Below are 23,744 nucleotides of genomic sequence, written 5' to 3' on the forward strand. Positions count from 1 at the left end.
TCGCGCGGGAAACCGTCCGAGGCGGGAAGTAGCCTGGCACGGTCCGCGGGACGAAGGGGAAGACGATGAACACCAGCGAACTGCTGCTCGACGCGTTCGGCCGGATCCGGGAGATCGTGCACGAGGCCGTCGACGGGCTCGACGAGAAGACTCTCGGCGCCCGCCCCGACGACACCGGGAACTCGATCGCCTGGCTGACCTGGCACCTCACCCGGATCCAGGACGACCACCTGGCCGACGCCGGCGGCTACGAGCAGATCTACACCGCCAAGGGCTGGCACGAGCGGCTGGGCCTGCCGTTCGACCCGGCCGACACCGGCTACGGGCATGGCGCCGCCCAGGTCGCGGCTGTCCAGTTGTCCGCCGAGCAGCTCACCGGGTACTACGACGCCGTGCACGAGCGCACCCTCGACTACCTCAAGGGCCTGTCCGACCACGACCTCGACCGGATCGTCGACAAGCGCTGGAAGCCACCCGTCACCCTCGGCGTCCGGCTGGTCAGCGTCCTGTCCGACGACCTCCAGCACGCCGGCCAAGCGGCGTACGTCCGAGGTTTGCTCAGCTGAGGGTCGACTTCCAGAGTGTGGCTGGTTGGCCTGCCAGGAGGTAGAGCGTCTTGCCGATCGCGGCGGCGCCCGTCACCAGACCCTCGGGGCCGGTCGACTCCTGCACGGTCCAGTTGCCGTCCTGCCCGCTGACCACCTTGACTTTATTGCCTTCAGCAACCACTTGGTAGAGCCGCCCGTCGACGTCGATCGGCGGCGGCTGCTTGTCCTTGTCCCCGACCGCGATCGCCGGCACCCCGGCGAGCCGCTTGCCCTGCGAACCCTCGAGTTTCCACATCGCCAACTTGCCGTCCGCGAAGCCGGTGATCGTGCAGACCGTCTCCGTGCAACTCGCCGTGTTCCCCTGGCTGCGGTTCCCCGGCTCCGGCAGTGCGATCCGGGACCACCCCTTGTTGACACTGGTGGACCGCCACACCGCTGCTTCCTGCTGAACGACGTTCGGAGCCAGCCGCACCTGCGATCCGACCAGAACGATCCCGTCCCCGGCGACCGTGCCGTAGTTCGGGCCGACCAGCAGCGACGGCACGCTCTGCAGCGAGGTCTTCGCCGAATCCTGACGAACCCACTTGCTGGGCCCCTGCGGCAACCAGATCGCGGCGTCGAGACCGGTCTGGGCCGAGCCCCACGACCCGGCGAGCGCCTCGCCGGCGGGAGTGATGAGAGCGGAGTACAGGGCGCCCGCGGTCTGGCCGCCGAACGTGTTGAACTCCTGCGGATACTCCGTCAGCGTCTTCGCGGAGCCGGACCACACCGTCCAGCGGGTGTTGGAGTGAGCCCCGCCCGCGGCGCCACCGAGCGCGAGGAGCCGCCGGCCGTCGTACGCGATCGACTGCCAGATCGCTTCGAGCGCGTACGGGCTCTTCGCCTCGACCTTGACCTCCTGCCGGCTGCCGTCCTCCTGCTGGATCAGCAAGCGGGGCACGACTTCGGCACCACGATCCCGCAGCCCGATCAGCAGTTCGGTGCCGTGCCCGGTCAGTACTACGGGTTCCGCCGGCAGGTCGACCTTTGTCCAGGCAATCGGGGCCGGCGGCGGCGCGGCCTTGTCCTCACTACAGGCGGACCCGGCGAGCAGCACGCCGGCAGCCAACGCGATCAGGCCCATCCGGAGGGGCAGTCGGGCGCCGTGACGGAGCGGGTTCATTCAGCGATTCTGCGGGAGCTTGGGGGTCTTCTTCTTCGCGCCGCGGGGCGCCGACGGCGGCGGGACGACCGGTCCGATGTCGCCGTCCGGCGCGGTGTCCAGATCGATGATCACCGGCGCGTGGTCACTCGGCCCGGTCCCCTTGCGCGCCTTGCGGTCGATCCACGCGGCCTTCACCCGCTCGGCCACCGGATCCGACGCGAGCACCAGGTCGATGCGCATCCCCAGATCCTGGTGGAACATGCCGGCCCGGTAGTCCCAGTAGCTGAAGACCCGCTCCTCCGGCCAGCGCTCGCGGACGACGTCGTGCAGGCCGGTCGACATCAGGTCGGCCAGCGCCTGCCGCTCCGGCGCGGTCACGTGGGTCGAACCGACGAACGCGGCCGGATCGAACACGTCCGCGTCCGTCGGCGCGATGTTCATGTCACCGCAGACGATCGCCGCGTCCGGCCCACTGGCGACGACATTCTTCAACGCGGCCAGCCAGGCGAGCTTGTACTGGTAGTGGTCCGAGTCCGGCACCCGCCCGTTCGGCACGTACAACGAGTGGATTCGAATCCCGCCGCACGTGGCAGCCACCGCCCGTGCCTCCGGGTTGGGGAATCCGGGCGCCTCGGCGACCCCGGTGACGACATCTTCCAGACCGACCTTGGACAGCAGCGCGACCCCGTTCCACTGCACCTCGCCGTACAGGGCGGTCTCGTACCCACGCCCGGCCAACTCGTCACCCAGCAGTTTCGTGAAGGCGTCGTCCGCCAGTTTCGTCTCCTGCAGGCAGACGACATCCGGCTGCCGTTCGTCCAGCCACTCCAGCAACCGCGGCATCCGCTGCTTCACCGAGTTCACGTTCCAGGTAGCTACTCGCACCCGCCCTACGTTAGCTCGCCGGAGGCCTCCTCGACCGTGACGGACGGTGAAGACGTCGCGGCCGGGAGACAGCGGCTGGGGTGAAGGCGCATACTTGAGGTCTGATGGAGTCTTCTCGCGCGACGACGCGTCGTCACCTGTCCACGAGTCCCTTCAAGCCCCGCGTGCCTGACCCGATCAAGGTTTTCGAGGTCGGCGAGCAGGTCTCCCACGACAAGGAAGGGCTGGGCCGGATCAGTTCGGTGGATGGCACCAGTGCGGTTGTCGTCGACTTCGGCGGCGGTCGGCTGCTGCGGGTCGTGGCGCCGTTCGCCAAGCTCCACAACCTCTGATCCAACTCAGCTTCACGGACCGGTCCTCCCGCCTGCGTACTGCGACGGCGGGTGGACCCGGTTTGCACCGATCAGGCCGTACTGGTCTGCGCCGGTCTGCTCAGTCCAGTTCTGAGGAACGCCCTCAGCCGCTCGATCTCCGCGTCGAGCGCCTTCGCGTACGTCGTACCGGCGGGCGCGCGATCCACGTAGCCGACCTCGATGTCCTGTCCGGCGCCGGCGCAGTTGGCCCAGCCGATCACCCGGTCCCGCCACAGCAGCGGCATCGCGTAGTACCCCATCACGCGCTTGGCCTCCGGCGTGTACGCCTCGAAGCGGTAGTCCCAGCCCCACAGCTCACCGAAGCGGCTCCGATCCCAGACCACCGGGTCGAACGGCGCCAGGATCCGCACCCGCGCCGCCGGATCCGCCTCGACCGGCACCAGGTCGGCCGGCCAGACGTAGCGGGTGCCGCCGACGTTCGCCGCCTCCAGTTCTCCTCGCGCGAGGAGATCCAGGACCACCGGCCGCCCACCGGGCTTCTTACTGGGTCCACGCGTCATCCTGATCAGATAGCTCACCGCCGAGCTCAGGCTGGCCAGCGGCACCGGCGCCAGAGTCCGGGCCACCCGCAGCGTCAGGACCCGGGCTCGTTCTTCCGGCTCGATCGGGTCGCCCAGCGGCGGAGCCGGCTCATACCGGCGTACTCCGGCGATGCGATCGGCGACGCGCAGGTACCCGTAGTGCCGCAGTACTTCGAGGTCGAGGGTGGTCGCCGACGACTTGCCGCCCCAGTCGTTGGTGACACGCTGATGCCCGAAGTACTCCTGTACTTCGCGCGGATGCGTCACCCCGTGCTCCCGGACGAACTCCAGCACCTCCGCGACCCGGCCGGTGAGCACGTACTTCCCGTCCGGCGCGTGCCGATCGCGGCGCGGATGCAGGTAGGGACGCAACCGGCGTACGGCGAATCCGTACGCGTAGAGCTGCTCCTCGTCGAGCTCGAGCTTCGGGTAGTACCGGTCGAGATCGCCGACGCGGTAGCCGCGGACGCGCTGCCGCAGGATCAGATCCTGCGCCCGTGCCGGTGACCGGATCGGGTCGGCCTGGACGAACTCGATGTCCTGCAGGACCGCGGCCAGACTGCCGGCCCGCGGAAACGACCACCCGACGGCCTGACGCCGCAACCACGCATGCGAGGACATGGCGTCAACGTAGAGGAAGCGGCCGACAGTTTCGCTCGACCGAACGCAGAACGTACATCGTGGCGATGACGTGCAGGCGGGATCTGATCACCAGAGTCCGGTAGATCTCGCCGGTGAGCCCTGGGAAGGCCGCGTAGGTCTGGGCCCGAAGCTGGGTCGACCCACCAGGAGCGTCGGCCAGTTCGAAACGCAGGCAGTAGTTGGAGAAGCGGTGACTGCCGGTCAGGTCGAGGCTCTCGCCCGGCACGCTCGCGGTGATCTCGAAGCCGGCCTCGGGTCGAGTGCCCAACACCTTCGCCAGGAGATTGCCGCGGGGTAGGCCGAGGCTCTTGCCGTGCCGCTCGAGAACAGGCCAGACGACATCGCGGGGCGCGGCGATCCTGACGGCATGCTCGTCGACGTACGGCAGGTCGTCAGGCATGGGTCGGGTCGGTCAGGAGCGCGTTCATCGCTTCGGCCAACGCGATGACACCGCTGAGCGGGCGGACCATCACGGTGAACTCGTCGATCAAGCCGTCCTCGCCGGCGTGCAGGAAGTCGCAGCCCTCGAGCCGCTTGTCGCCCACTCGCGCCTGGAATACCAGGGCGTGATCAGCCGCGTCCTCGGCGCCGATCTCGCGCAGGTAGGAGAAGTCCTGGAAGACCTGGATCACGGCTTGGAGGATCGGCCGCACCGCCTCGCGACCGGAGTACGGCGTGAAGACCACAGGGCTGCGGAAGACGACGTCCTCCGCGAGCAGCGCTACGGCGGCGTCGATGTCTCGGGCTTCGATGGCGGTCCGGAACGGATGCACGACTTGACCCCTTGATAGTCAACAAGTTGAATAGGTGTCAATGAGACTACGTCGCGACTCCGGAGGTGTCCAGATGGCGTTGCGCCAGGCCGTGCTCGCGGCCCTGCTGGAGGGTGAGGCGTCGGGCTACCAACTGGCCAAACGCTTCGACGTGTCCGTCAGCAACTTCTGGTCGGCCACCCCCCAGCAGCTGTACCGCGAACTGGACCGCCTCGAGCAGGACGGCATGATCGAGGGTCGGGTGGTCGAGCAGCAGGGCCGGCCCAACAAGCGCGTCTTCACCCTCACCACCGCGGGCCGCGACCACCTGCACGCGTTCACCGCGCAGCCGTCCAAGCCGACCGCGATCCGCGACGATCTCCTGGTCAAGATCCAGGCCTTCGACAGCACCGACCAGGACGCCATCCGCAAGCAACTGCTCATCCGGCTGGAACAGGCCCGCCAGAAGCTCACCCTGTACGACAAGCTTCGTGACGACCTGCTGGCCGGCCAGGCGGAGGACACCTACCTCCGCACGGCCGACCGCATCGGCCCCTACCTCACGCTGATCGGCGGCCGGATGTTCGAGCAGCAGAACATCGCGTGGTGCACCACCGTGCTCGAGCTGCTCGATCAGCGCGCCTAGCCGCGCACGCCGTACAGATACTCCAGGGCGAGTTGGTCGAGGTGCTCGAAGGCCATGCCGCGGCGGCCGGCTTCCTCGGGGTCGAAGTCGCTTTCCGCGCGGAGTGTCGCGAGAGTCTCGCCCGCAGCCAGAGTCGGCTGAGCCAACTGGTCCAGCCGGGCGTCGAGCAGGGCCTGCTGGACCTCGGGGTCGGCGCGGAAGGCGCGGACCTTGTGGCGCAGTACGAGGTAGTTGGTCATGCAACCGGCGGCTGAGGCCCAGACGCCGTCCATGTCCTCGGTCCGTGGCGGCTTGAAGTCGAAGTGCCGCGGACCCTCGTAACCACCGTGCTCCAGGATGTCGACCGTCCAGAAGGCACCGCGCGCGTTGCCCGCACCGAACCGCAGGTCCTGGTCGTACCGTGGGCCGGTCTGCCCGTTGAGGTCGGCGTGGAACAGCTTCCCGTGCCACAACGCCTGCGCGATCCCGTGCGCGTAGTTCAGGCCGGCCATCTCCTCGTGCCCGACCTCCGGGTTGAGCCCGACCCGCTCGGAGTGCTCCAGCGACTCGATGAAGGCCAGCGCGTGGCCGATCGTCGGCAGCAGGATGTCGCCGCGCGGCTCGTTCGGCTTGGGCTCGATCGCGAACCTGATGTCGTAGCCCTGCTCGATCGCGTAGGAGCCGAGGATGTCGAAGGCCTCCTTGTAGCGGTCGAGGGCGGCCCGGACGTCCTTGGCCGCACCGGACTCGGCGCCCTCGCGGCCGCCCCACGCGACGAACGTCTCCGCGCCGAGCTCCACCGCCAGGTCGAGCTGGTCCGCCGTCTTGCGGATCGCGTACCGGCGGACGTCGCGGTCGTTGTTGGTGAAGCCGCCGTCGCGGAAGACGGGGTGGGAGAACAGGTTCGTGGTCACCATCGGGACCTTGAGCCCGGTCTCCTCGAGCGCGGCCCGGAACGGCTTCAGCGCCGCGTCGCGCTCGGCTGCCGTACTCCCGAACGGGAACACGTCGTTGTCGTGGAAGGTGATGCCGTAGGCGCCGAGCTCGCTCAGCTTGTGCACAGCCTCGGCCGGGTCGAGCACCGGCCGGACCGCACCGCCGAACACGTCGACGCCCTGCCAGCCGACCGTCCACAGACCGAAGGAGAATTTGTCCTCACGGGTGGGGGTGAAGGCGTCGTCGGTCATGGAGATCCTCGATTCTGGTCGTTCACGAAAGCAGGCGTCGTCGTTGGCGCCACGGGTCATCGGCTGAAGCCGGCGGTCAGGCCGCTGAGCAGTTGGCGCCGGCCGAGCGCGTACAGGATGACGATGGGCAGCGTGGTGAGCACGACCGAGGCGAGCACGGCCGGCACGTTCACGGAGTACTGGCCTTGGAAGGTCCACAGCGCCAGCGGAAGCGTTCGCTGCTCCGGACTCTGGGTCAGGATCAGCGGGAGCAGAAAGCCGTTCCAGACGCCGAGGCCGTTGTAGATGCTGACCGTCACGAGCGCGGGCCGGGTCAACGGGAACGCCAGCGTGCGCAGCATTCCCCACTCGGTGGCGCCGTCCACCCGCATCGACTCGAACAGTTCCTTTGGCACGTCCCGGATGAAGTTCGTCAGCACCAGCACCGACAGCGGGATCGAGAACGCGATCGACGGCAGGATGATCGCGAGCAGGCTGTCGTAGAGGCGCATCCGGATGATCAGCAGGTAGACCGGGATGATGGTGGCCTGCAGCGGGATCGCGAGTCCCATCAGGAACAGGCCGTTGACCCCGGCAAGGAACCGGCCGCCGGCGCCGCGAACGATCGCGTACGCCGCCATGAACGAGATCCCGACCGCGGGCAGGATCGTGCCCGCCGTGACGATCACGCTGTTCAGGAAGTAGCGCGGGAAGTCGGACTGGATGACCAGTTTGTAGTTCTCGATCGTCGGCTCGGACGGCAGCGCGAACGGGTTCTGGGTGAAGTACGCGCTCTGGTCCTTGAAGCTGGTGACGACGATCCAGTAGAGCGGGATCAGCACGATCACCAGCCACAGCCAGCCCGCGGTACCGCCGAACCAGTTGAGTTGGAGGAGCTTGCGGGGGCGGAACACGCCGCCGCTCGCGCCGCGGGCCGCAGTACGGGCGTCGCTGGTCGCCACTGCCATCTCAGGCCCCTTCCTGCTGGCTGGCCGTCGTACTGCCGCCGAGCCTGCGCAGCAGGAGAGCCAAGGCCAGGCCGAGCAGAACGAGGAGTACGGCGATCACGCTGGCCGGGCCCATCAGGTTCGCCTGGAAGCCGCGTTTGTACATGTCCAGCGCGAGCACCCGGGTCGCGTCACCGGGACCACCGGCGGTGAGGACGAAGATCAGGTCGAAGAAGGTCAGCGACCCGACCACCATCAGGGTGGAGGAGGTGATGATCGTGTACTTCAGTTGCGGAACGGTGATGCTGAAGAACTGCCGGATCCGCCCGGCGCCGTCGATCGACGCGGCCTCGTACATCGAGGTCGGGATCTGCCGCACGCCACCTTGGTAGATCAGTGAGTGGAACGGGATGAACTGCCAGGACACGACGAAGATGACGACACCGAGGGCGAGATTGCCCTTGCCGAGCCAGTCCTGGGTCAGGAAGTCCAGGTGCAGGCCGGCGCCGAGGCCGAAGTTCGGGTCGAGCAAAGCCTTGTAGGTGATGGCGATCGCGGCCGAGCTGAGCAGCAGCGGGATGAAGTACAGCACGGCCAGCAGCGCGCGGTACCGCTGGCGACCGGCGAGGAACACGCCGAGCAGCAGGCTGATCGGGGTCTGCACGGCCCACGACAGAATCATGATCTGGAAGGTCACCAGGATCGTGTGCGGAAGCGCGGGGTCGCTCAGCACCGTGCGCCAGTTGGACAGGCCGGCGGGGTTGATGGCGCCGAGACCGTCCCACTGGGTGAAGCTGAGCACCAGTACGCCGACCAGCGGGACGACGCCGAACACGAGGAAGATCGCGAGCGCCGGGAGCACCATCCAGGCGACCGGGCCGCTCCGCCCGGCGTGGGAGGTCGCGGCCCGCACCCCGGACGGAGCGGCTGCCGTCACTTGCCGATCACCGCGTTCATGCTGTCGGCGAACTGCTGCGGCGAGATCGACAACTGGAAGAGCTTCGCGATGTTGTCCAGCAGGGTCTCGGCCGCGGTCGGGCTGAGCGCCTGGTCCCAGGACTGGGCGAAGTTCTTCGCGTTGCTGGAGGTGTCGTAGACGAAGTTCAGCCACTCGGAGTCGAACTTGTCGGTGACCGAGCCGAGCTTGTCCTTGGCGCTCTTGACCACCGGGATGTTGCCCGACTTCACCCAGGCCTCGACGGAGGCGTCGTCGAGGGTGGAGGTGGACAGGAACTTCTTCGCCACGTCCTTCTCGGCCTGGCTCGCCTTCGAGGAGATCGACAGGTACTGACCCGGGTTGCCGACCGTGTCGCTCGGGTCGCCCTTGCCACCGTCGACCGGCGGGAAGTTCATGTAGCCGAGGTTGCCGCCGGTGACGAACTTGCCGCCGTCGGCCTTCATCCCGCCGTACGTCCAGGCGCCGTGCAGCATCATCGCGGCCTTGCCGGTGTAGAGCAGGGCCTGGTCGGCGTTGGAGTCGGCGGTGATCGAGGAGAAGCCCTTGATGAAGCCGTTCGCCTTGATCAGTTTCTGCATCTCGTCGAGCGCCTTGAGCGCGGACGGGTCGGACCAGGAGTTCGGCTTGCCGTCGAAGATGTTCTGGAAGACCTCGGCGCCGCCGATCCGGTCGAACAGGAACTCCAGCCACATCATGTTGGTCCAGCGGGACTGGCCGCCGAGGGAGAACGGCGCGATGCCCTTGTCGTTGAACTTGGGCACCAGGTCCGTGATGTCGCCCCACGACTTCGGCGGCTCGGCGCCGGCCTTCTCGAAGGCGGTCTTGTTGTAGAACAGCACGATCGGGGTGGTGGTCTCGACCGGCATCGCGTAGATCTTGCCGCCCACGGTCGCGGCGCCGAAGGCCGACGGGAAGATCGAGTCCTTCAACTCGGCGTTCTCGCCGAACCAGCCGGTCAGGTCCTCGACCTGGCCGGCGTCGACGTAGCTCTTCAGGCCGCCGCCACCCCAGCCCCAGATCAGCGTCGGACCCTGGCCCGCGCCGATCGCGGTCTTGATCTTCTGCTTGAACGCGTCGTTCTGGAACTCGGTGTGCTTGATCTGCGTGCCCGAGTTCGCGTCGTTGAACCGCTTGACCTGGGCCTCGCGGATGGCCTGCTGCGGCTGGCCGGTCAGGAACCAGTAGGTCGCACTGCCGGTAGCCGCCCCACCAGTGGAGCTACCGGAACTCTGCGGACCGGAGGTGCCGCAGGCCGCCAGCCCGGCGGCAGCGACGCCACCGGCGGTCAGGCGGAGAAAATTTCGCCGGGATGTCGTCATGGGATCCACCCTGATCTCCGTACTCCGTGGCCGCAAACCTCCACGGCCGATGGGTAATGTTTCGTAACGTAGGTTTCGGAGATCAACCTGTCAAGATCTTGATCATCGCGCTCATCACCGTCTAAGTTACGCGGCAGATGCGCCTGCTTGAGTCTCGAAACTTTTCGATACTTTCCAACGGCGACAATCCAGCAGTAGGGAGAATTTCGTGACGAGTTCTAGCCACCACCCATGGCAGGACACTGCCCTGCCGGCCGGGACCCGGGCCGAGCTGCTCCTTCGGGCGATGACGCTGGAGGAGAAGGTCGCTCAGCTGGGTAGCCGCTGGGTGGGCAACGACCTGGCCGATGCCGACGTCCCCGCCGAAGAGCAGTTCAACGTCGCTCCCCTGCAGGATGTCTTCACCGCCGGCGGAACCATTTCACTGGAGGACGCCAGCCGGCACGGGCTCGGCCAACTGACCCGGATCTGGGGCAGTGTGCCGCTGACGGTCGACGAGGGCGTCGCGGAACTGGTCCGCCAGCACGAGGTCGTGCTCGAGGGCTCGCGGCTCGGAGTACCGGCGCTGGTTCATGAGGAGTGCCTGACCGGGTTCACGACGTACGGGGCGACTGTCTATCCGACCGCTCTTGCCTGGGGTGCGACCTTCGATCCCGATCTGGTCGAGCGGATGTCCGCCGCGATCGGGCGCGACATGGCCGCCGTCGGCGTCCACCAGGGCCTCTCCCCCGTACTCGACGTCGTCCGCGACTACCGGTGGGGGCGGGTCGAGGAGTCGATCGGCGAAGACCCGTACCTGGTGGCGATGCTCGGTTCGGCGTACGTGCGGGGTCTGCAGGGTGCCGGCGTGATCGCGACGCTGAAGCACTTCGCGGGGTACTCCGCGTCGCGGGCCGCGCGCAACCACGGGCCGGTGTCGATGGGGCGCCGTGAACTGCTCGACGTCATCCTGCCGACCTTCGAGACCGCGATCGCGACCGCCGGCGCCGGCTCGGTGATGAGCTCGTACTCCGATGTCGACGGGCTGCCGGCCGGCGCCGACCCGTGGCTGTTCACCCAACTGCTGCGAGACGAGTGGGGCTTCACCGGCACGGTCGTCTCCGACTACGGGGCGGTGCCGTTCCTGGCCACGATGCACCACGTCGCCGCCGACCCCGCCGGGGCGGGCGTTCTCGCGCTGACCGCCGGCACCGACGTCGAACTCCCGGACACGCTGGGGTTCGGGCCGGGGCTGATCGACAAGGTTCGGTCGGGAGAGCTCGCCGAGGACCTGGTCGATCGTGCTGCCTTGCGGGTGTTGCAGCAGAAGGTGGAACTCGGGCTGCTCGATCCCGACTGGACGCCGAAGGGCTCGGTCGATCCGGTCGAGGTGGATCTCGACTCCGAGGGGAATCGCGCGATCGCCCGCGAGTTGGCGGAGCGCTCGATCGTGTTGCTCGACGCCGGGTCCGTCTTGCCGCTGGACTCCTCGGCTTTGCGGCGGGTTGCGGTGGTGGGCCCGTGTTCTGGAGCTCCCCGGACGTTCATGGGGTGCTACGCGTTTCCCAATCACGTACTGCCGAGGTACCCGGATCGCGGACTCGGCCTCGACGTACAGAGTGCCTTCGAAGCGTTGCGGGTGGAGTTGGATGGCGTCGAACTCGTGCACGAGCAGGGTTGTGCGGTGCTCGGCGACGACCGGTCCGGGATCGCCGCGGCCGTCGAGGCGGCTCGGGGTGCGGAGATTTGCGTCGCCTATGTCGGGGATCTGTCGGGGTTGTTCGGGCATGGGTCGTCTGGTGAGGGATGTGACGCGGAGGACCTACGGTTGCCCGGCGTACAGGCTGAACTGCTGACGCAACTCCTGGACACCGGGACGCCTGTCGTCGTGGTGGTCGTGTCCGGCCGTCCGTATGCGCTGGGCGAGTTCGCGGACCGAGCGGCTGGGTTGGTGCAGGCGTTCCTTCCCGGTCAGGAGGGTGGCGCTGCGATTGCGGGCGTGCTGAGTGGGCGCGTGGTTCCTGGTGGCAAGTTGCCGGTGCAGATCCCGCGGCACGTTGGCGGGCAGCCTGGTACGTATCTGCAGCCGGCGCTTGGGAGTGTGGAGAGCGCGGGCATCAGCGGGCTGGACGCAGTACCGCTGTATCCCTTTGGTTTCGGGGCTTCCTACACGACCTTCTCGGTGGAGGACCTGCGGCTGAGTGCCACCGAGGTTCCGACGGATGGTGAGTTCACGGCGACCGTGCGGGTCCGGAACACCGGGGCTCGGGCGGGCGATGAGGTGGTGCAGCTCTATCTGCACGATGTGGTTGCCCAGGTCGCGCGGCCGTTGAAGTTCCTGACCGGCTTCGCTCGGGTGACTTCGGAGCCTGGTGCGGCGATGGACGTGACGTTCTCGGTGCACGCCGACCGTACGGCGTACACGGGGGTTGATCTGCGCCGGATCGTCGAGCCGGGCGACCTCGAAGTACTGGTCGGAACGTCGTCGCAGGACCTGCCGTGCCGCGCTGTCGTCCGGTTGACCGGAGATGTGCGCGTGGTCGGGCACGATCGTACGATGGTGACTCCCGTCGAGCTGACCGCTATCCCCGGAGCGTGAGGAGGTGCCGCCCTTGAGTGGCCGTGTCACCTTGGCCACCGTCGCGACCTCCGCGGGGGTCTCCGTTGCCACCGTCTCGAAGGTGCTCAACGGGCGCAGCGACGTCTCCGAGTCGACCCGCGCCCGGGTGCAGGAGGTGCTCCGGCAGCACGAGTACGTCGGCCGGCGCCCCGAGCCGGTCGAGCGCGCGACGGTCGAGCTCTTCTTCCAGGGTGTGGTGAACAGCTACTCGATAGAGGTCATCCAGGGCGTCCTCGAGGCAGGCGCGGCGGCGGACGTCGACGTAGTACTGAGTTCGCGGCCACCGCGGTCGCGAGCCGCTGCCGACCGGGCTGCGGCCGGTGGGCGGGCGACGCAGTGGATCCGGGAACTGACCGCGACCGGGCGCCGGGCCGCGATCGGCATCACGAGCGACCTCGCGGCCGCCGACCTGGCCGCGCTCTCGCGGGCCCGGCTGCCGTTGGTCGTCGTCGATCCGATCAACATCGCTCAGCCCGAGATCACCAGCGTCGGCTCGACGAACTTCGCGGGCGGCATGGCGGCGACCCAGCACCTGCTGTCCCTCGGGCACAGCCGGATCGCGTACCTCGGCGGGCCGCCCACCTCGGGCTGCAACCAGGCACGGATGAACGGCTACCGCGGTGCGATGGAGGCCGCCGGGCTCGCCGTACCGAAGGAATACGTGTGGCTGCGCGAGTTCCTGTACGACGACGGCCTGGCCGGCGGCGCGGCCCTGCTCGACCTGCCCGAACCCCCGACCGCGATCTTCGCCGGCAGCGACGAGGTCGCCCTCGGCGTGATGGAAGCGGCGCGCGCTCGCGGGCTGCGCGTTCCCGAGGACCTCAGCGTGGTCGGCTTCGACGACACCCAGGTGGCCCGGCTGGCCTCCCCCCAGCTGACCACGATCCGCCAGCCGATGCGCGAGATGGGCACGGTGGCTCTCCGCACCGCCCTCCAACTCGCAGCCGGAGAGAAGGTCGACTCGCACCACGTCGAACTCGCCACCCGCCTCATCGTCCGAGACTCCACCGCGGCTCCGGCACGGCATCCTTCGTTGACCTGACTCGACACGGAGGCACCTGCTCGTCACCCGCGACCCCGGCGAGTCACACCTTCGTGCGCTTCTCGTTCGTGAGGTAGGTGCCCACGAGCAGCCCTGTCAGCACCGTGAAGGCGAAGGGAAAGGCCTTGTCGCGACCCTCCGAACCTCCTAGGTAGAGATAGCCGAGGGCGCCGACGCCGACGGACGCCAGGATCGTGACGGCGACGTTCAGCGGCACCGCGGCGCGGACCGCCCGCAGGAACTCGCGCGCGTCAGCGGGCTTGAACACCTGGCGCAGGGTGACCAGCCAGCGCAAGTGCAGGTCGTACCAACGGGCGGGCAAGCTTCGAGCCGCGTCCACCACCGCGTAGGCGACGGCCCACGCGGCGCCGCCCGAGGCCGCCGCGACCAATCCCGCGCCGTCGGAAGGCAGTTGGTCTGTGGCCCCCAGGAAGTAGACCCAATCGAGGATCCACCGCGTCAGCAAGGCGCTGAGGACAACTGCGGTGGCGGCGAACAGCAGCAGGCCCAGCCACCACTGCCTTTGCCGGATCCGAGTCGACACCGGCCCGCGGTCGGCGGACAGGACCACCGGGAGAGCCGCCGTGACCGAGGTCGCGGGCGCCGCTCCGGTGGGGGATCTGGCCAGCACGATCGTGCCGGCGACGTCGAATTCCCATTTGCGTGGACTCTGCAGGCGAGGTTGCTCGGCGAGGCACCGGCGCGCGTACTCATACACGTCATCGACTGAGACCAGGCCGTCACCGTCGATGTCGGCGGCGCCGGTCCGGAGTCCGTCGGCCAGGCTGGCTGTGAAGATCGACGGCGTCGCGCGGCCGACCGGGTTGTCCCCCTCGAAGGCGTACTGCGTCGCATCGGACGCCGTCAGCACCACCAGACCGCGCGCGTCGAAATGGTCCGCGGTGTGAACGGACCGGTCCGCCTTGACGGACAGTCCCCTGGCGAACGCACCGCTGTAGCAACAGTCCAGCAGCAGGACCTTGCGGCGCGACCGGCTGGCGAACAACACGTCGTTGACGAACCCCGCCGAGACCGCCGTCGAACGCAGCCGCTCACGTCGAGTGTCGCGCGCGGCGAAGTACAGCCGGCCTTGTTCGTCCTTCAGTCCGTGGCACGACAGGTACAGCAGCAGCAGGTCACCACGCTCGCGCTCGGCCGCGAAGTCCTCGATGGTCTGCGCGATCTGCCCGGACGGAGCGTCCAGGACGGACGACACCGCGAAGTCGCCGATGGCCGGGTCGGCCAGCACCCCGGCCAGCGCGGCAGCGTCATGCGCGGGCGACACGAGCCGGGCGAGACCGTCGTCCTCGTACGCCGAAGTGGCCACGATGAGGGCGAGTCGTCGCCCGGCAGCACCGCTGTCCGTCATCCGCCCGCCCCCGTCGGTCATCGGCTGATGGCAGCCGAACCAGAGTGCGACGAGCCGCTTCGGCTCCTCGCCGGTCACGACCACCAGACGCCGCGGTCGACACTTCCGACGTGTCGAACGCGGTGGCCTGGAGCCAACATCGTCGCACAGCCCGGCCGGCCTCCGCGTCGCCGGCCGACCCCGTCGCCAGGCACCTGAGGCGGCATCAGGCGCTCTTCGCTTGAGTCAGCCGGTGAGGTCGGTTGTGGTGGCGGGGCGGAGTTGGCGGCGGGAGGTGATGCCGAGCTTGGTGAAGACCTTGCGCAGGTGCCACTCGACGGTGTGCTGGCTCAGGAAGATCTGGGATCCGATCTCGGCGTTGGTCAGGCCGGCGCCGGCCAGTTCGGCGATGTGCGCTTCCTGAGGGGTCAGCGCATCGGTGGCGCGGCCCGCTCGTTTGGCGACGGTTTCGCCCGTCGCCGCAAGTTCGCGGCGGGCGCGGTCGGCGAAGGCGTTGGCGCCGGCCGCGTTGAGGATGTCGTACGCCGAACGCAGTTGCGCACGGGCGTCCTGGCGTCGGTCCTCGCGACGGAGCCACTCGCCGTACAGGAGATGAGTGCGGGCGAGTTCCATCCGGACGCGAGTCTGGCCGAATCGCTCGAGGGCCGCCTGGTACCCCTCTTCCGCCGCCGGGCCGGTCGCCAGCAGAGCCTTCGAACGAACGAGTACGCCGAGCGCCCAATCGGTGCCGCTGGCCTGCGCCATCTCGGTGAGACGGCCGATCGCGTCCGCCGCCAACTCGGGCCGGCCGGTCCGGACCGCCGCTTCGACCAACTCCGGCAGGGTCCAGCTGGCGACACCGAAGTCATTCGGGTCCTCGGTCGCCGCTCGGGCCGAGGCGAGCGCGTCGCCGTACCTGCCGAGGCTGAGCATGAGCACGGAGTTCGCCCACAGCAGGAAGGACATCCCGGCGCCTTCCCCCCGTGCTTTGACGTCCTCCATGCTCGCGACGATCATGGGCGTGGCCTCGTCCACCTGGCCACGCATGACGGCCAGCCCGACAGCGCCGTACGGTGCCAGGCCGATCCCGGTCGCGTCGGCGATCGTCCGGATCTCCGCGAGCAGTGCGGCGGCCGCGGCGAACTCTCCGGAGAACAGATGGAGGAACATCCGCGAGTTCAGGACGAGCGGGAGCTCGGTCAGATCGCCCAGCTCACGAGCTATCCGCACGTGCCGGGCGGTGAGGACATCCCACCGCTGGTCGTCCCAGAGGTCGACAGCGGTGCGCGCCGCCAACCACAGCCAGCGCAGGTCGCTCTGCTCCGCCCGGGCTTCGTCGGAGAACGCTTCGAGTGCCGTCCTGGCCAGTGGTACCGCCGCCGGATACCCGTCGGTGTACGTGACCGCCAACGTCTCGAGCAGCAGATCCTGCTTGCGGGGTACCGCCGGCCGCGGCGCCGCACGAACGGCTCGCGCTACGTCGGTCTGCGTCGAGTCAGGGGCGAGGCGCCCGGCGAACATCGAAGCCGCGAACGCGTCGAGGTAGGTGTCGCGGGCAGCGTCGGGGTCCAGCGGTTCGAACCGGCGGGCGACCTCCAGGAGCATCTGCGCGGCTTGCGGGCCGTGACCGGAGGCGAACGCGATCTGCGCACGGATGAGATCCACCATGGCCTGCTGCAGGCCGTTGGCCGGCCCCTCGTCGGCGTTGACGAGTAGCTTCTGGGCGGTCTCGAAGGCACCGGTCCGGAGGGTGACCTGGGCGGCGGTGAGGGCGCGGCTCGCGCGCAGGGCCGGGTCCGGGGTCAGCTCCATCGCTCGCTGCAGGAACGCGGCCGACGCCGCGACACCGCCGCGGCGCTGCGCCCGGTCGGCCGACGCGACCAGTTCGGCGGCGACGTCCTCATCTGGCTCGTCGGCTGCCTGGGCCCGGTGCCAGGCGCGCCGGTCGGGATCGCGGTCCGGGTCGATCGCCTTGGCGAGGGCCTGATGCACCGCACGGCGGTCGGCCGGAGCCGCCTCCCGGTACGTCGCCGACCGCACCAGGGGGTGCCGGAACCGGACTCGTGCACCGAGCTCGATCAGGCCGGCTGCCTCGGCAGGTGCTGCTGCGTTCACCGGTACGCCAAGCTCCATGAGCGCGCGGAGCAGGAGCGGCACATCGCCGATCGGGTCGGCGGCGGCGGTGAGCAGCAGCCGCTGGGTCTGCGCCGGCAGCGACTGCACCCGGCCGGCGAAACTCTGCTCGATCTTGCTCGCCAGTGGCCGGGCATCCGGCCGCTCGAACCCACCGGCCAACTCGGCCGCGGACAACCCGCGCGGCAGTTCCAGCAGGGCGAGTGGGTTGCCCCGGGTCTCTGCCACGATCCGATCCCGAACGTGTTCGTCCAGCCGCCCGGCGACGACGGAATCCAGCAGGTCCCCCGCGTGCTGGTTCGTCAGGCTCCCGACCACCAGCTCCGGAAATCCTCGCCAGTCCGGCTTGGTCACCGGGTCCCGGTGGGCGAACACCACACCGATGCTGTCTGCCAGCAACCGCCGGCTGACGAAGGTCAACGTCTGTACCGAGGCCTGGTCCAGCCATTGTGCGTCGTCGATGACGCACAGCAACGGCTTGCGGTCGGACGTCTCCGACAACAGGCCCAGTGCCGCCGCACCGATCAGGAATCTGTCCGGCGGCTCCCCGAAATCCAGGCCGAACGCGACGGCCAGCGCATCGCGCTGCGGCTCCGGCAGGCGATCGCGGAGCTCCAGCATCGGCCCGCACAACTGATGCAGCCCGGCGAACGGCAGTTCCATCTCGGACTCGACCCCCGCCGCCCGGACAACCCGGCACCCCTCGGCGCGCCCGGCCAGATACTCGAGCAGAGCGGTCTTGCCGATACCCGCCTCACCACGGACGATCAGCACCTGGCCCTGACCGGAGCGGACACCGGCGACGAAGCGATCCAGCCGCGCACACTCCGCCCGCCGCCCCCGCAACTCGCGGGCCGCGTGACCGATCGTCATGGTTCCACCACCTCACCAGAGGCCAGGGCCGTTCCGCGCCCGCGACAACGGCCGTTCCACTTTCCGGGCCTATGGCAACAGTCCGGACCCGGATTCATGCGCTTGGCAAGGATCTGAATTCTACGCCCGTCAACCGCCCACGCCTTCACCTTTTCGGGGTGAGCACCAGGGAGGACATCCTTACGTAGCCCGATCGTGACTGGGCGATCCGGTTTGCCTGATGACGAGGAACCTACCTCAGTTGCCTGCGAGCGACCGTCTCGCCATCGTCGAGCTCACCGGTCTCGACGAAGCCCATGCTCGCGTAGAACGAACGAGCCACCGTATTGCCCGGGTCGTAGCTCAGCGCCGCCGCTCGATGGCCGTCCGACACAGCCCGTTCGAGCAGTTCAGCGACCACCGCCCGGCCGTACCCCCGTCGCTGATGCCGACGGTCGATCAGCAAACCGCCGATCCAGAAACTCCCGTCGGCCGGATCGACGCCCCACATCCTCCACCTCCAGCGCCGTGCATGCCCGCCCGTTGTCCGCCCGGACGTCTTCAAGGATCACGGTGCGAGGCTAGTTCACCATTTCGCTTGCTCCGCTGCCGACACGGCCGCATGCCCCACAACCCGCCTTATGGTGGACCGATGGCGTCGGTCAAGCAGTTCCAAGTCACTTTCGACTGTGCGGAGCCTGAGCGTGTGGCTCGTTTCTGGTGCGAGGTGTTGGGGTACGTCGTACCGCCGCCACCGGAGGGGTTTGCTACCTGGGGCGATTACGATCGCACGCTGCCGCCTGAGCAACAGGGTTCGGCGTTCGCCTGCATAGATCCCTCAGGTGTGGGCCCGCGACTGTACTTTCAGCGCGTTCCCGAGGGCAAGGTCGTCAAAAATCGAGTGCATCTCGACGTGCGGGTCGGCACCGGGCTCGTGGGTGAAGAGCGCCTGGCCGCACTCGAGGCCGAATGCGCACGACTGATCCCGCTCGGCGCGGTACGGGTGCAACTACTGCTTGCCGATGAGGACAACGAGTCGTGCCTGGTGATGCAGGATATCGAGGGCAATGAGTTCTGTCTCGACTGAGTGACCGTGAGCGTGGCACCTTCGCGACTCGACTGGTAGACGCGGGTGTTGCGGAGTCGGGAGTAGATCAATCGTCTTCGATGGTTCGCAGAGCGTGTTTCAGTTCGCTCTGGATCAGGAGCAGGTCGACGTCTGACAGCAGAACCGGGGAAACTGTCGGCGGTCGAGCTCGGCGATCATATCTTCGACAGCCTCGGTTACCTGGCCGGCGCCGACGAACACCGGCTGGCCGACCTCAACGACGCCTTCCGTGATCCGGGCGTGCGCGCGGTCTTCGCCACCACCGGCGGCAGAGGGGCCTACCGCATCGCCGACGGTCTCGACTACGACGCCGTACGACGCGACCCGAAGCCGCTGATCGGCTTCAGCGACATCACCGTCTTGCACCTCGCACTGTGGAACCAGGTCGGCCACGGTCTCCAACCCGCCACCGTCCCACTCGGCACCCTGGCAACCATCGACCCGACAGCAGGCACCCTTACCGTCGCCCCGGGCGTTCGATGAACATCCGGCGACGTACTGCTTGATTCAGCCGGCGCCCAAGAGCATGACTGGTAACGGCGGATGTTGGAGTGCCGGGAGTAGCTGGTCAGCCTGTCCAGCCGAACCGCTCCAGTACGGAGTCGATTTTGGCTGTCTGTGGCTTGCCAAGACCAGCCGCGAACCTCGATCAGTTTGATCAGTCCAAGGAGTTCGAGCGGGTCGGCAGCGACGTATCGTCCTGTCGGGGACGCCGCCCGCAGAAGGTCCTCGCCTATTTGTTCGACCTGGAAGCCGGCTGCCTCGAGGGCCAGGATTGAGGGCACGACGGTGTTTCCGGCTGCGGCAGTGAACTGCTCTTGTGCGGTCATGATCGAACGCCGGCGAGGAATCGGCAGCATCCGTCAGCGGCGAGTGGCAACGTAGGCGGCGTAGGTGGTCGCGGCGCCTTTCGCGTGACTCCCGTTGAATAACTGGCGAAGCGACATGTCGAGGCGCGACGAGTTGCAGTCTCGTGCACCCGTCCGAGGCCAGTTAGAGGGTTGTCTGCCGATTTTGACCTGACCGTCCAGACCGCACACGGAAGCGGACTCACATGCCGACGAGAGGGCGCAAGCCTCCTGCGAGCAACCGCGTGGTCCGGCCAGGGATTGTGAGCCCGTTGTCTATACCTTGCTCGCCACCACCATGTAGTTCTCGGCCTCAGGGTTGTACGTGCTCCTTTCCGTCCGGAGTCCGACCTGGTGCAACTCGGCTGCGAGTTCGTCGTATCGGTAGGGCCAGCACGACAGCAGTTCCGAGCGGACAAGAACCGACCCAGCCGCATCAACTTGCGCGACCGCAATCTCGATGTGGTGCTCCTCCTCCCAATGTGACGCAATCTCCCAGCGGTAGACCACGACGGCATTGCGACCGTTCCGGCGGACAAGACGGTCACTGATGTCCAGCCGGGAACCTCTGGTCCTCACGAGTTCCCAGGTGCGGGAGGTGAGTACCAAGCGCCCGCCACGGCGCAGAAGCCGTGACATCGACTCCAGAGCAGCAACCCTGCCTCTCGCGCCCACGGCATGGTGCAGCGAGTTGCCAACGCAGAACACCATGTCGAAGGTGTCGTCATCGAAATGGTCGGGCAACTCTTGCCAGTCCGCCCGCACTGTCCGGACAGGTGCCCTGAATTCCTCAGACAACTCCGCAGTCCGACGAACCATCTCTTCGCTGGCGTCAGTTGCGACCACCTGCATGCCAAGACCGGCGAGGCCGACCGCCAACTGTCCGGTTCCGCACGAACAATCGAGGACGTGAGCGTTCGGCGGCAGGAGACTGAGGACGTCGTCGAACGACGCAGCGAACTCGGCCGGGGCCAGCTTTGCATCCGAGATGAGCCACTCGTACACCTCGGCAAGCGCGTTATAGCCCGTCACAACTACTACCTCCGACACGGGGCAGACTCACGGTCGCACATCAGTACATCAGCGGAGCAAGTCGGTTCACCAATGGTTTTGCAAGGGCAACCCGCCCTGTCATGCCGCTCAGCGTGCGTGCGGCGCCGCACGCTACTGCCGCAACTCGCGAATCGCGTCGTTCGGCGTGCGAGCATCTGCGCAAGCGGTTGAACTTCCATGACATGTACGGGGAGCTCGCGCTCTACGCACCCGACCCCCAGCCTGACATACGCGAAGCGGCGCAGGACCACATTGCTCGCCTGCTTTCCGGCCATAACCATCTAGACGGACTCGTCTGGTAGTAGCCGCCGGTGGCCAGGGTGGCGATGCGTGCGGCGGCAGCAGATTCCGAACACCAGCGCCACGCTCCTTGTGGGTACGGTCGGTGGATCGATAGCTCTACCCGACAACCCCTCTGCCAGTGCAGCGGGTGTTGGTCGAATCCAGTGAGGCCTACTCCCGGGTGGCGACGTATTCGGCGTAGGTGGCGGCGGCGCCCCGGGCGTGGCGTTCGATGGTCTTGGTGCTGTAGCCGAGTGCGTCGGCGATGATCGCGATCGGGGCGAGCTTGGTGAGTTCGTGCAGAATCCCAAGTCGGGCTGCTTGTGGGCGATCGCGACCGTCACCTGCTGCTTGGCCCGCAGAAAGGCACCGTGAGTGGTGGGGTTCGGCGAGTCACGAAGGCGGCGTTGGTGGTGCCAGGTGACGTAGCGGCGGATGGCATCGCGGTGCGCCGGGTCCGCCCGGCTGCGGGACCGCAGCTCGGCGAGGAAGTCTTCGATGTCGACCGGCCGCCACGTCCACGGATAGTCCCCGGTGAAACATGGAACCGTCCGACGACTCCGGTGCGGGCCTTGATCGTGTCGACCGCCAGGCCGCGGGCGAGCATCTGGCTGCGCCAGCCGTCGAGCATCGCCTCGAACACTCGGTCTTCGGCCCGGAACAAGCTGACATTCGGATCCAGTAGAACCCCGGTACGAAGCCGGGAACACCGCCACTCCTCAGCGTGGAAACCTGCATTAAACGCAGGAAACCTATGCCGACCAGCGCACTCGCGGGCTGGAGCGACACCACCAACTGGCTGCCGAACTCGACCACAACCCGACTCTGACCTGCGCAGATGCCGGAATCGCTGAGGATCGGGAGTTCTTGCATTAGAGGCAACTCCCGTGGGTTCGCGGCCGATAACGGATCTGATGTCAGGCGGAAGCCGGTGAGCTCTGCTCTAAATGTGTCGTCACTCGGTTGGGCGGTTGTTACGGTGCCTGGGTGCCTTCTCAACGCGCCCTGCTGCCGCGGTCGACACCGGCCGCCTCGGGGATGTCGTCCCGCGCGGTTGGTGCGCTGCTGGACCGGCTCGAAGCGCAGTCCATCGAATGTCACTCCATCATGGTCGTGCGCCACGGTCACGTCGTCGCCGAAGGCTGGTGGGCGCCGTACTCGGCCGAACGCCCGCACCTTCTGTACTCGCTGACCAAGTCGTTCACCTCGGTCGCGGTGGGGCTCGCGATCGCCGACGGGCTGCTCTCGCTGGACGATCGGGTGGTGGACGTGTTGCCCGGCCACGTTCCAGCCGGCATCTCGGAGCAGGGACGTCGCCTCACCGTTCATCATCTGCTGTCCATGACGGCCGGACACGGCACGGACAGCCTCGACGAGGCCTGGCAATTGGAACCGGGCGACCTGGTCAAGGGCTTCCTTCGCGTACCGTTTTCCGAGGCCGAGGGGACACGGCACACCTACGACAACGCGACCACCTTTGTCCTGGCCCGGATGGTGGAACGGGTCACGGGCCGAGGCCTCCCGGAGTTACTCGACGAGCGCCTCTTCCAGCCGATGGGCATCGAGGGCGCCGAATGGGACCGGGTGGCGAGCGGTGCCGCCTTCGGATTCCACGGGCTGCACCTCACGACCGAGGCCGTCGCCGCCTTCGGTGAACTGCTGCTGCGCGGAGGCCTTTGGGGCGACCGGCAACTTGTCCCGCGCGAATGGCTGGAGCTCGCGACCAGACGGCACATCGAGACCCTGCCTCTCCCCGGCTGGTCGCAAAACCCCGACTTTCTTTGCGGGTACGGCTACCAATTCTGGATCTCGCGTCACGGCTACCACGGTCACGGCGCCTTCGGCCAGTACTGCGTGGTCGTCCCGTCCCACGATCTCGTGATCGTCGTGACCGGCGCCATCGAGCAGACAGACGCGGTGCCCGGCGTCTTCTGGGACTGCCTGTTGCCCGGCCTGGATGACGCGGGAAGCGCCCGGGACGACGAGATCCTCGCCGATCGGCTGCGGCGGCTGTCATTGGCGCCGGTGCCGGGTTCGGCTGCCCCTGGGCGTTCCGCCAAGGCGAAACTCGACGCCTCCGCCGAGGATTCGGCGCTGCCCGACGGAACCACTGTGGTCGTCGATCCGGTGGACGGTGGTTGGCTCCTGCGGCTCGGGTCCTCCCTCGAGGTCGTGGTCGGCCACGGCGAATGGCGGGAAACCTCGCCGCTCGGCCGCCCGATCGTCGCGACCGGTGCCTGGCAGGGCGACAAGTTCGTCGCCGACCTCTACGTCATCACCACCCCGCACCGGGTCCGGCTGATGGTCGACGCCGACACGGGGACAGCGTCGGCGACGTGGAACACCATCCCCCTGACCAGCCCCAGCCTGGAGTTGCATCTGCGGTCGCCGCTGATGACACGACCCGACGTCGCGTAGGTCGGGAGCCACCTCCGATCCCCGGCAGGATGCGACGTGACCCGCAGCCTGGCGCCGTACGGACGGTTGTTCCGCACATGCCCCCACACCCCGACCGCGGTGATCGTTGTGCCTGGCCGCGAAGCATCGAGCCGCAGATGTCTTGGGGCGCGATGTCCGCGGCAGATGTGCGCACTCGAC

21 protein-coding genes are annotated in these 23,744 nt (G+C 67.9%); 8 read left to right on the forward strand and 13 right to left on the reverse strand.

Translation table 11 applies throughout. From position 1 onward, the window contains the following. Nucleotides 1–65 precede the first annotated feature (65 nt). Nucleotides 66–566 (forward strand): mycothiol transferase, encoded by a 501-nt coding sequence (locus ABD255_RS21350; protein ID WP_344216601.1) that lies wholly within the window; start codon nucleotides 66–68, stop codon nucleotides 564–566. On the opposite strand, the gene ABD255_RS21355 is transcribed toward ABD255_RS21350, so the two are convergent. Together ABD255_RS21355 and ABD255_RS21360 are read right to left on the reverse strand one after the other, a co-directional pair. Beyond that, nucleotides 559–1,710, reverse strand: coding sequence for a hypothetical protein (locus tag ABD255_RS21355; protein ID WP_344216603.1), 1,152 nt, complete (start codon nucleotides 1,708–1,710; stop codon nucleotides 559–561). The genes ABD255_RS21350 and ABD255_RS21355 overlap by 8 nt on opposite strands. Further along, nucleotides 1,711–2,577: an exodeoxyribonuclease III gene (locus tag ABD255_RS21360; protein ID WP_344216605.1), complete on the reverse strand. Its 867-nt coding sequence runs from the start codon at nucleotides 2,575–2,577 to the stop codon at nucleotides 1,711–1,713. Nucleotides 2,578–2,681: 104 nt separating this feature from the next. Here ABD255_RS21360 and ABD255_RS21365 point away from each other — a divergent pair, with 104 nt between their 5' ends. Next, nucleotides 2,682–2,909, forward strand: a complete 228-nt coding sequence (locus tag ABD255_RS21365; protein ID WP_344216607.1) for a hypothetical protein — start codon at nucleotides 2,682–2,684, stop codon at nucleotides 2,907–2,909. 71 nt (nucleotides 2,910–2,980) lie between these two features. Here the strand turns inward: ABD255_RS21365 and ABD255_RS21370 are convergent, their stop codons facing one another. From ABD255_RS21370 to ABD255_RS21380, 3 genes are read right to left on the reverse strand one after another with little or no spacing between them, the layout of a single operon-like run. Beyond that, a complete protein-coding gene (locus ABD255_RS21370) occupies nucleotides 2,981–4,093 on the reverse strand; it encodes a DNA glycosylase AlkZ-like family protein (protein WP_344216609.1) in 1,113 nt (370 codons plus the stop codon). Between the two features lie 4 nt (nucleotides 4,094–4,097). Continuing rightward, nucleotides 4,098–4,514 carry a hypothetical protein gene (locus ABD255_RS21375; protein WP_344216611.1) on the reverse strand — a complete coding sequence of 139 codons (417 nt, stop codon included), beginning with the start codon at nucleotides 4,512–4,514 and terminating at the stop codon, nucleotides 4,098–4,100. Continuing rightward, nucleotides 4,507–4,887, reverse strand: coding sequence for a nuclear transport factor 2 family protein (locus ABD255_RS21380; RefSeq protein ID WP_344216613.1), 381 nt, complete (start codon nucleotides 4,885–4,887; stop codon nucleotides 4,507–4,509). The genes ABD255_RS21375 and ABD255_RS21380 overlap by 8 nt, the downstream gene beginning before the upstream one ends. Before the next feature lie 73 nt (nucleotides 4,888–4,960). On the opposite strand from ABD255_RS21380, the gene ABD255_RS21385 reads away from it, so the two are divergent. Next, on the forward strand, nucleotides 4,961–5,512 hold the full coding sequence (locus tag ABD255_RS21385) for a PadR family transcriptional regulator (protein WP_344216615.1): 552 nt from the start codon (nucleotides 4,961–4,963) through the stop codon (nucleotides 5,510–5,512). Here ABD255_RS21385 and xylA read toward each other — a convergent pair. Genes xylA through ABD255_RS21405 form a run of 4 tightly spaced genes read right to left on the reverse strand, consistent with a single transcriptional unit; the run spans nucleotide 5,509 to nucleotide 9,881 of the window. After that, on the reverse strand, nucleotides 5,509–6,678 hold the full coding sequence (gene xylA, locus ABD255_RS21390) for a xylose isomerase (protein ID WP_344216617.1): 1,170 nt from the start codon (nucleotides 6,676–6,678) through the stop codon (nucleotides 5,509–5,511). The two genes, ABD255_RS21385 and xylA, sit on opposite strands and share 4 nt — an antisense overlap. Before the next feature lie 56 nt (nucleotides 6,679–6,734). Further along, nucleotides 6,735–7,625 carry a carbohydrate ABC transporter permease gene (locus ABD255_RS21395; RefSeq protein WP_344216619.1) on the reverse strand — a complete coding sequence of 297 codons (891 nt, stop codon included), beginning with the start codon at nucleotides 7,623–7,625 and terminating at the stop codon, nucleotides 6,735–6,737. A gap of 1 nt (nucleotide 7,626) precedes the next feature. Continuing rightward, entirely contained in the window at nucleotides 7,627–8,541 is a 915-nt protein-coding gene (locus ABD255_RS21400) for a carbohydrate ABC transporter permease (RefSeq protein ID WP_344216621.1), read from the reverse strand. Continuing rightward, complete coding sequence (locus ABD255_RS21405; protein WP_344216623.1) at nucleotides 8,538–9,881, reverse strand: extracellular solute-binding protein; 1,344 nt, start codon at nucleotides 9,879–9,881, stop codon at nucleotides 8,538–8,540. The genes ABD255_RS21400 and ABD255_RS21405 overlap by 4 nt, the downstream gene beginning before the upstream one ends. 208 nt (nucleotides 9,882–10,089) lie before the next feature. On the opposite strand from ABD255_RS21405, the gene ABD255_RS21410 reads away from it, so the two are divergent. After that, nucleotides 10,090–12,459, forward strand: coding sequence for a glycoside hydrolase family 3 N-terminal domain-containing protein (locus ABD255_RS21410; RefSeq protein ID WP_344216626.1), 2,370 nt, complete (start codon nucleotides 10,090–10,092; stop codon nucleotides 12,457–12,459). A gap of 4 nt (nucleotides 12,460–12,463) precedes the next feature. Then, a complete protein-coding gene (locus ABD255_RS21415; RefSeq protein WP_344216628.1) occupies nucleotides 12,464–13,522 on the forward strand; it encodes a LacI family DNA-binding transcriptional regulator in 1,059 nt (352 codons plus the stop codon). A gap of 43 nt (nucleotides 13,523–13,565) precedes the next feature. Here the strand turns inward: ABD255_RS21415 and ABD255_RS21420 are convergent, their stop codons facing one another. The 3 genes from ABD255_RS21420 to ABD255_RS21430 form a co-directional block, all read right to left on the reverse strand. Next, nucleotides 13,566–14,912: a caspase family protein gene (locus tag ABD255_RS21420; protein ID WP_344216630.1), complete on the reverse strand. Its 1,347-nt coding sequence runs from the start codon at nucleotides 14,910–14,912 to the stop codon at nucleotides 13,566–13,568. Between the two features lie 204 nt (nucleotides 14,913–15,116). Beyond that, nucleotides 15,117–17,876: an ATP-binding protein gene (locus ABD255_RS21425; protein ID WP_344216632.1), complete on the reverse strand. Its 2,760-nt coding sequence runs from the start codon at nucleotides 17,874–17,876 to the stop codon at nucleotides 15,117–15,119. A gap of 232 nt (nucleotides 17,877–18,108) precedes the next feature. Next, nucleotides 18,109–18,366, reverse strand: a complete 258-nt coding sequence (locus tag ABD255_RS21430) for a GNAT family N-acetyltransferase (RefSeq protein WP_344216634.1) — start codon at nucleotides 18,364–18,366, stop codon at nucleotides 18,109–18,111. Between the two features lie 141 nt (nucleotides 18,367–18,507). Between ABD255_RS21430 and ABD255_RS21435 the strand changes: the two genes are divergently transcribed. Both ABD255_RS21435 and ABD255_RS21440 read left to right on the forward strand, forming a co-directional pair. Beyond that, nucleotides 18,508–18,942, forward strand: a complete 435-nt coding sequence (locus ABD255_RS21435) for a VOC family protein (RefSeq protein WP_344216636.1) — start codon at nucleotides 18,508–18,510, stop codon at nucleotides 18,940–18,942. Nucleotides 18,943–19,095: 153 nt separating this feature from the next. Continuing rightward, nucleotides 19,096–19,446: an LD-carboxypeptidase gene (locus tag ABD255_RS21440; protein ID WP_344216661.1), complete on the forward strand. Its 351-nt coding sequence runs from the start codon at nucleotides 19,096–19,098 to the stop codon at nucleotides 19,444–19,446. A 641-nt stretch (nucleotides 19,447–20,087) separates the two neighbouring features. Here the strand turns inward: ABD255_RS21440 and ABD255_RS21445 are convergent. After that, complete coding sequence (locus ABD255_RS21445; protein ID WP_344216638.1) at nucleotides 20,088–20,861, reverse strand: class I SAM-dependent methyltransferase; 774 nt, start codon at nucleotides 20,859–20,861, stop codon at nucleotides 20,088–20,090. Between the two features lie 1,272 nt (nucleotides 20,862–22,133). On the opposite strand from ABD255_RS21445, the gene ABD255_RS21450 reads away from it, so the two are divergent. After that, on the forward strand, nucleotides 22,134–23,564 hold the full coding sequence (locus ABD255_RS21450; RefSeq protein WP_344216640.1) for a serine hydrolase domain-containing protein: 1,431 nt from the start codon (nucleotides 22,134–22,136) through the stop codon (nucleotides 23,562–23,564). Nucleotides 23,565–23,744: the final 180 nt, after the last annotated feature.

Source organism: Kribbella sancticallisti (assembly GCF_039530625.1).
Classification (GTDB): domain Bacteria; phylum Actinomycetota; class Actinomycetes; order Propionibacteriales; family Kribbellaceae; genus Kribbella; species Kribbella sancticallisti.

Bases quoted from the DNA above. Each gene is read 5' to 3' on its own strand.
- ABD255_RS21350 (WP_344216601.1), top strand. From the start codon at position 66: ATGAACACCAGCGAACTGCTGCTCGACGCGTTCGGCCGGATCCGGGAG.
- ABD255_RS21355 (WP_344216603.1), bottom strand. From the start codon at position 1,710: ATGAACCCGCTCCGTCACGGCGCCCGACTGCCCCTCCGGATGGGCCTG.
- ABD255_RS21365 (WP_344216607.1), top strand. From the start codon at position 2,682: ATGGAGTCTTCTCGCGCGACGACGCGTCGTCACCTGTCCACGAGTCCC.
- ABD255_RS21370 (WP_344216609.1), bottom strand. From the start codon at position 4,093: ATGTCCTCGCATGCGTGGTTGCGGCGTCAGGCCGTCGGGTGGTCGTTT.
- ABD255_RS21375 (WP_344216611.1), bottom strand. From the start codon at position 4,514: ATGCCTGACGACCTGCCGTACGTCGACGAGCATGCCGTCAGGATCGCC.
- ABD255_RS21385 (WP_344216615.1), top strand. From the start codon at position 4,961: ATGGCGTTGCGCCAGGCCGTGCTCGCGGCCCTGCTGGAGGGTGAGGCG.
- xylA (WP_344216617.1), bottom strand. From the start codon at position 6,678: ATGACCGACGACGCCTTCACCCCCACCCGTGAGGACAAATTCTCCTTC.
- ABD255_RS21395 (WP_344216619.1), bottom strand. From the start codon at position 7,625: ATGGCAGTGGCGACCAGCGACGCCCGTACTGCGGCCCGCGGCGCGAGC.
- ABD255_RS21405 (WP_344216623.1), bottom strand. From the start codon at position 9,881: ATGACGACATCCCGGCGAAATTTTCTCCGCCTGACCGCCGGTGGCGTC.
- ABD255_RS21420 (WP_344216630.1), bottom strand. From the start codon at position 14,912: ATGACCGACGGGGGCGGGCGGATGACGGACAGCGGTGCTGCCGGGCGA.
- ABD255_RS21425 (WP_344216632.1), bottom strand. From the start codon at position 17,876: ATGACGATCGGTCACGCGGCCCGCGAGTTGCGGGGGCGGCGGGCGGAG.
- ABD255_RS21430 (WP_344216634.1), bottom strand. From the start codon at position 18,366: ATGTGGGGCGTCGATCCGGCCGACGGGAGTTTCTGGATCGGCGGTTTG.
- ABD255_RS21435 (WP_344216636.1), top strand. From the start codon at position 18,508: ATGGCGTCGGTCAAGCAGTTCCAAGTCACTTTCGACTGTGCGGAGCCT.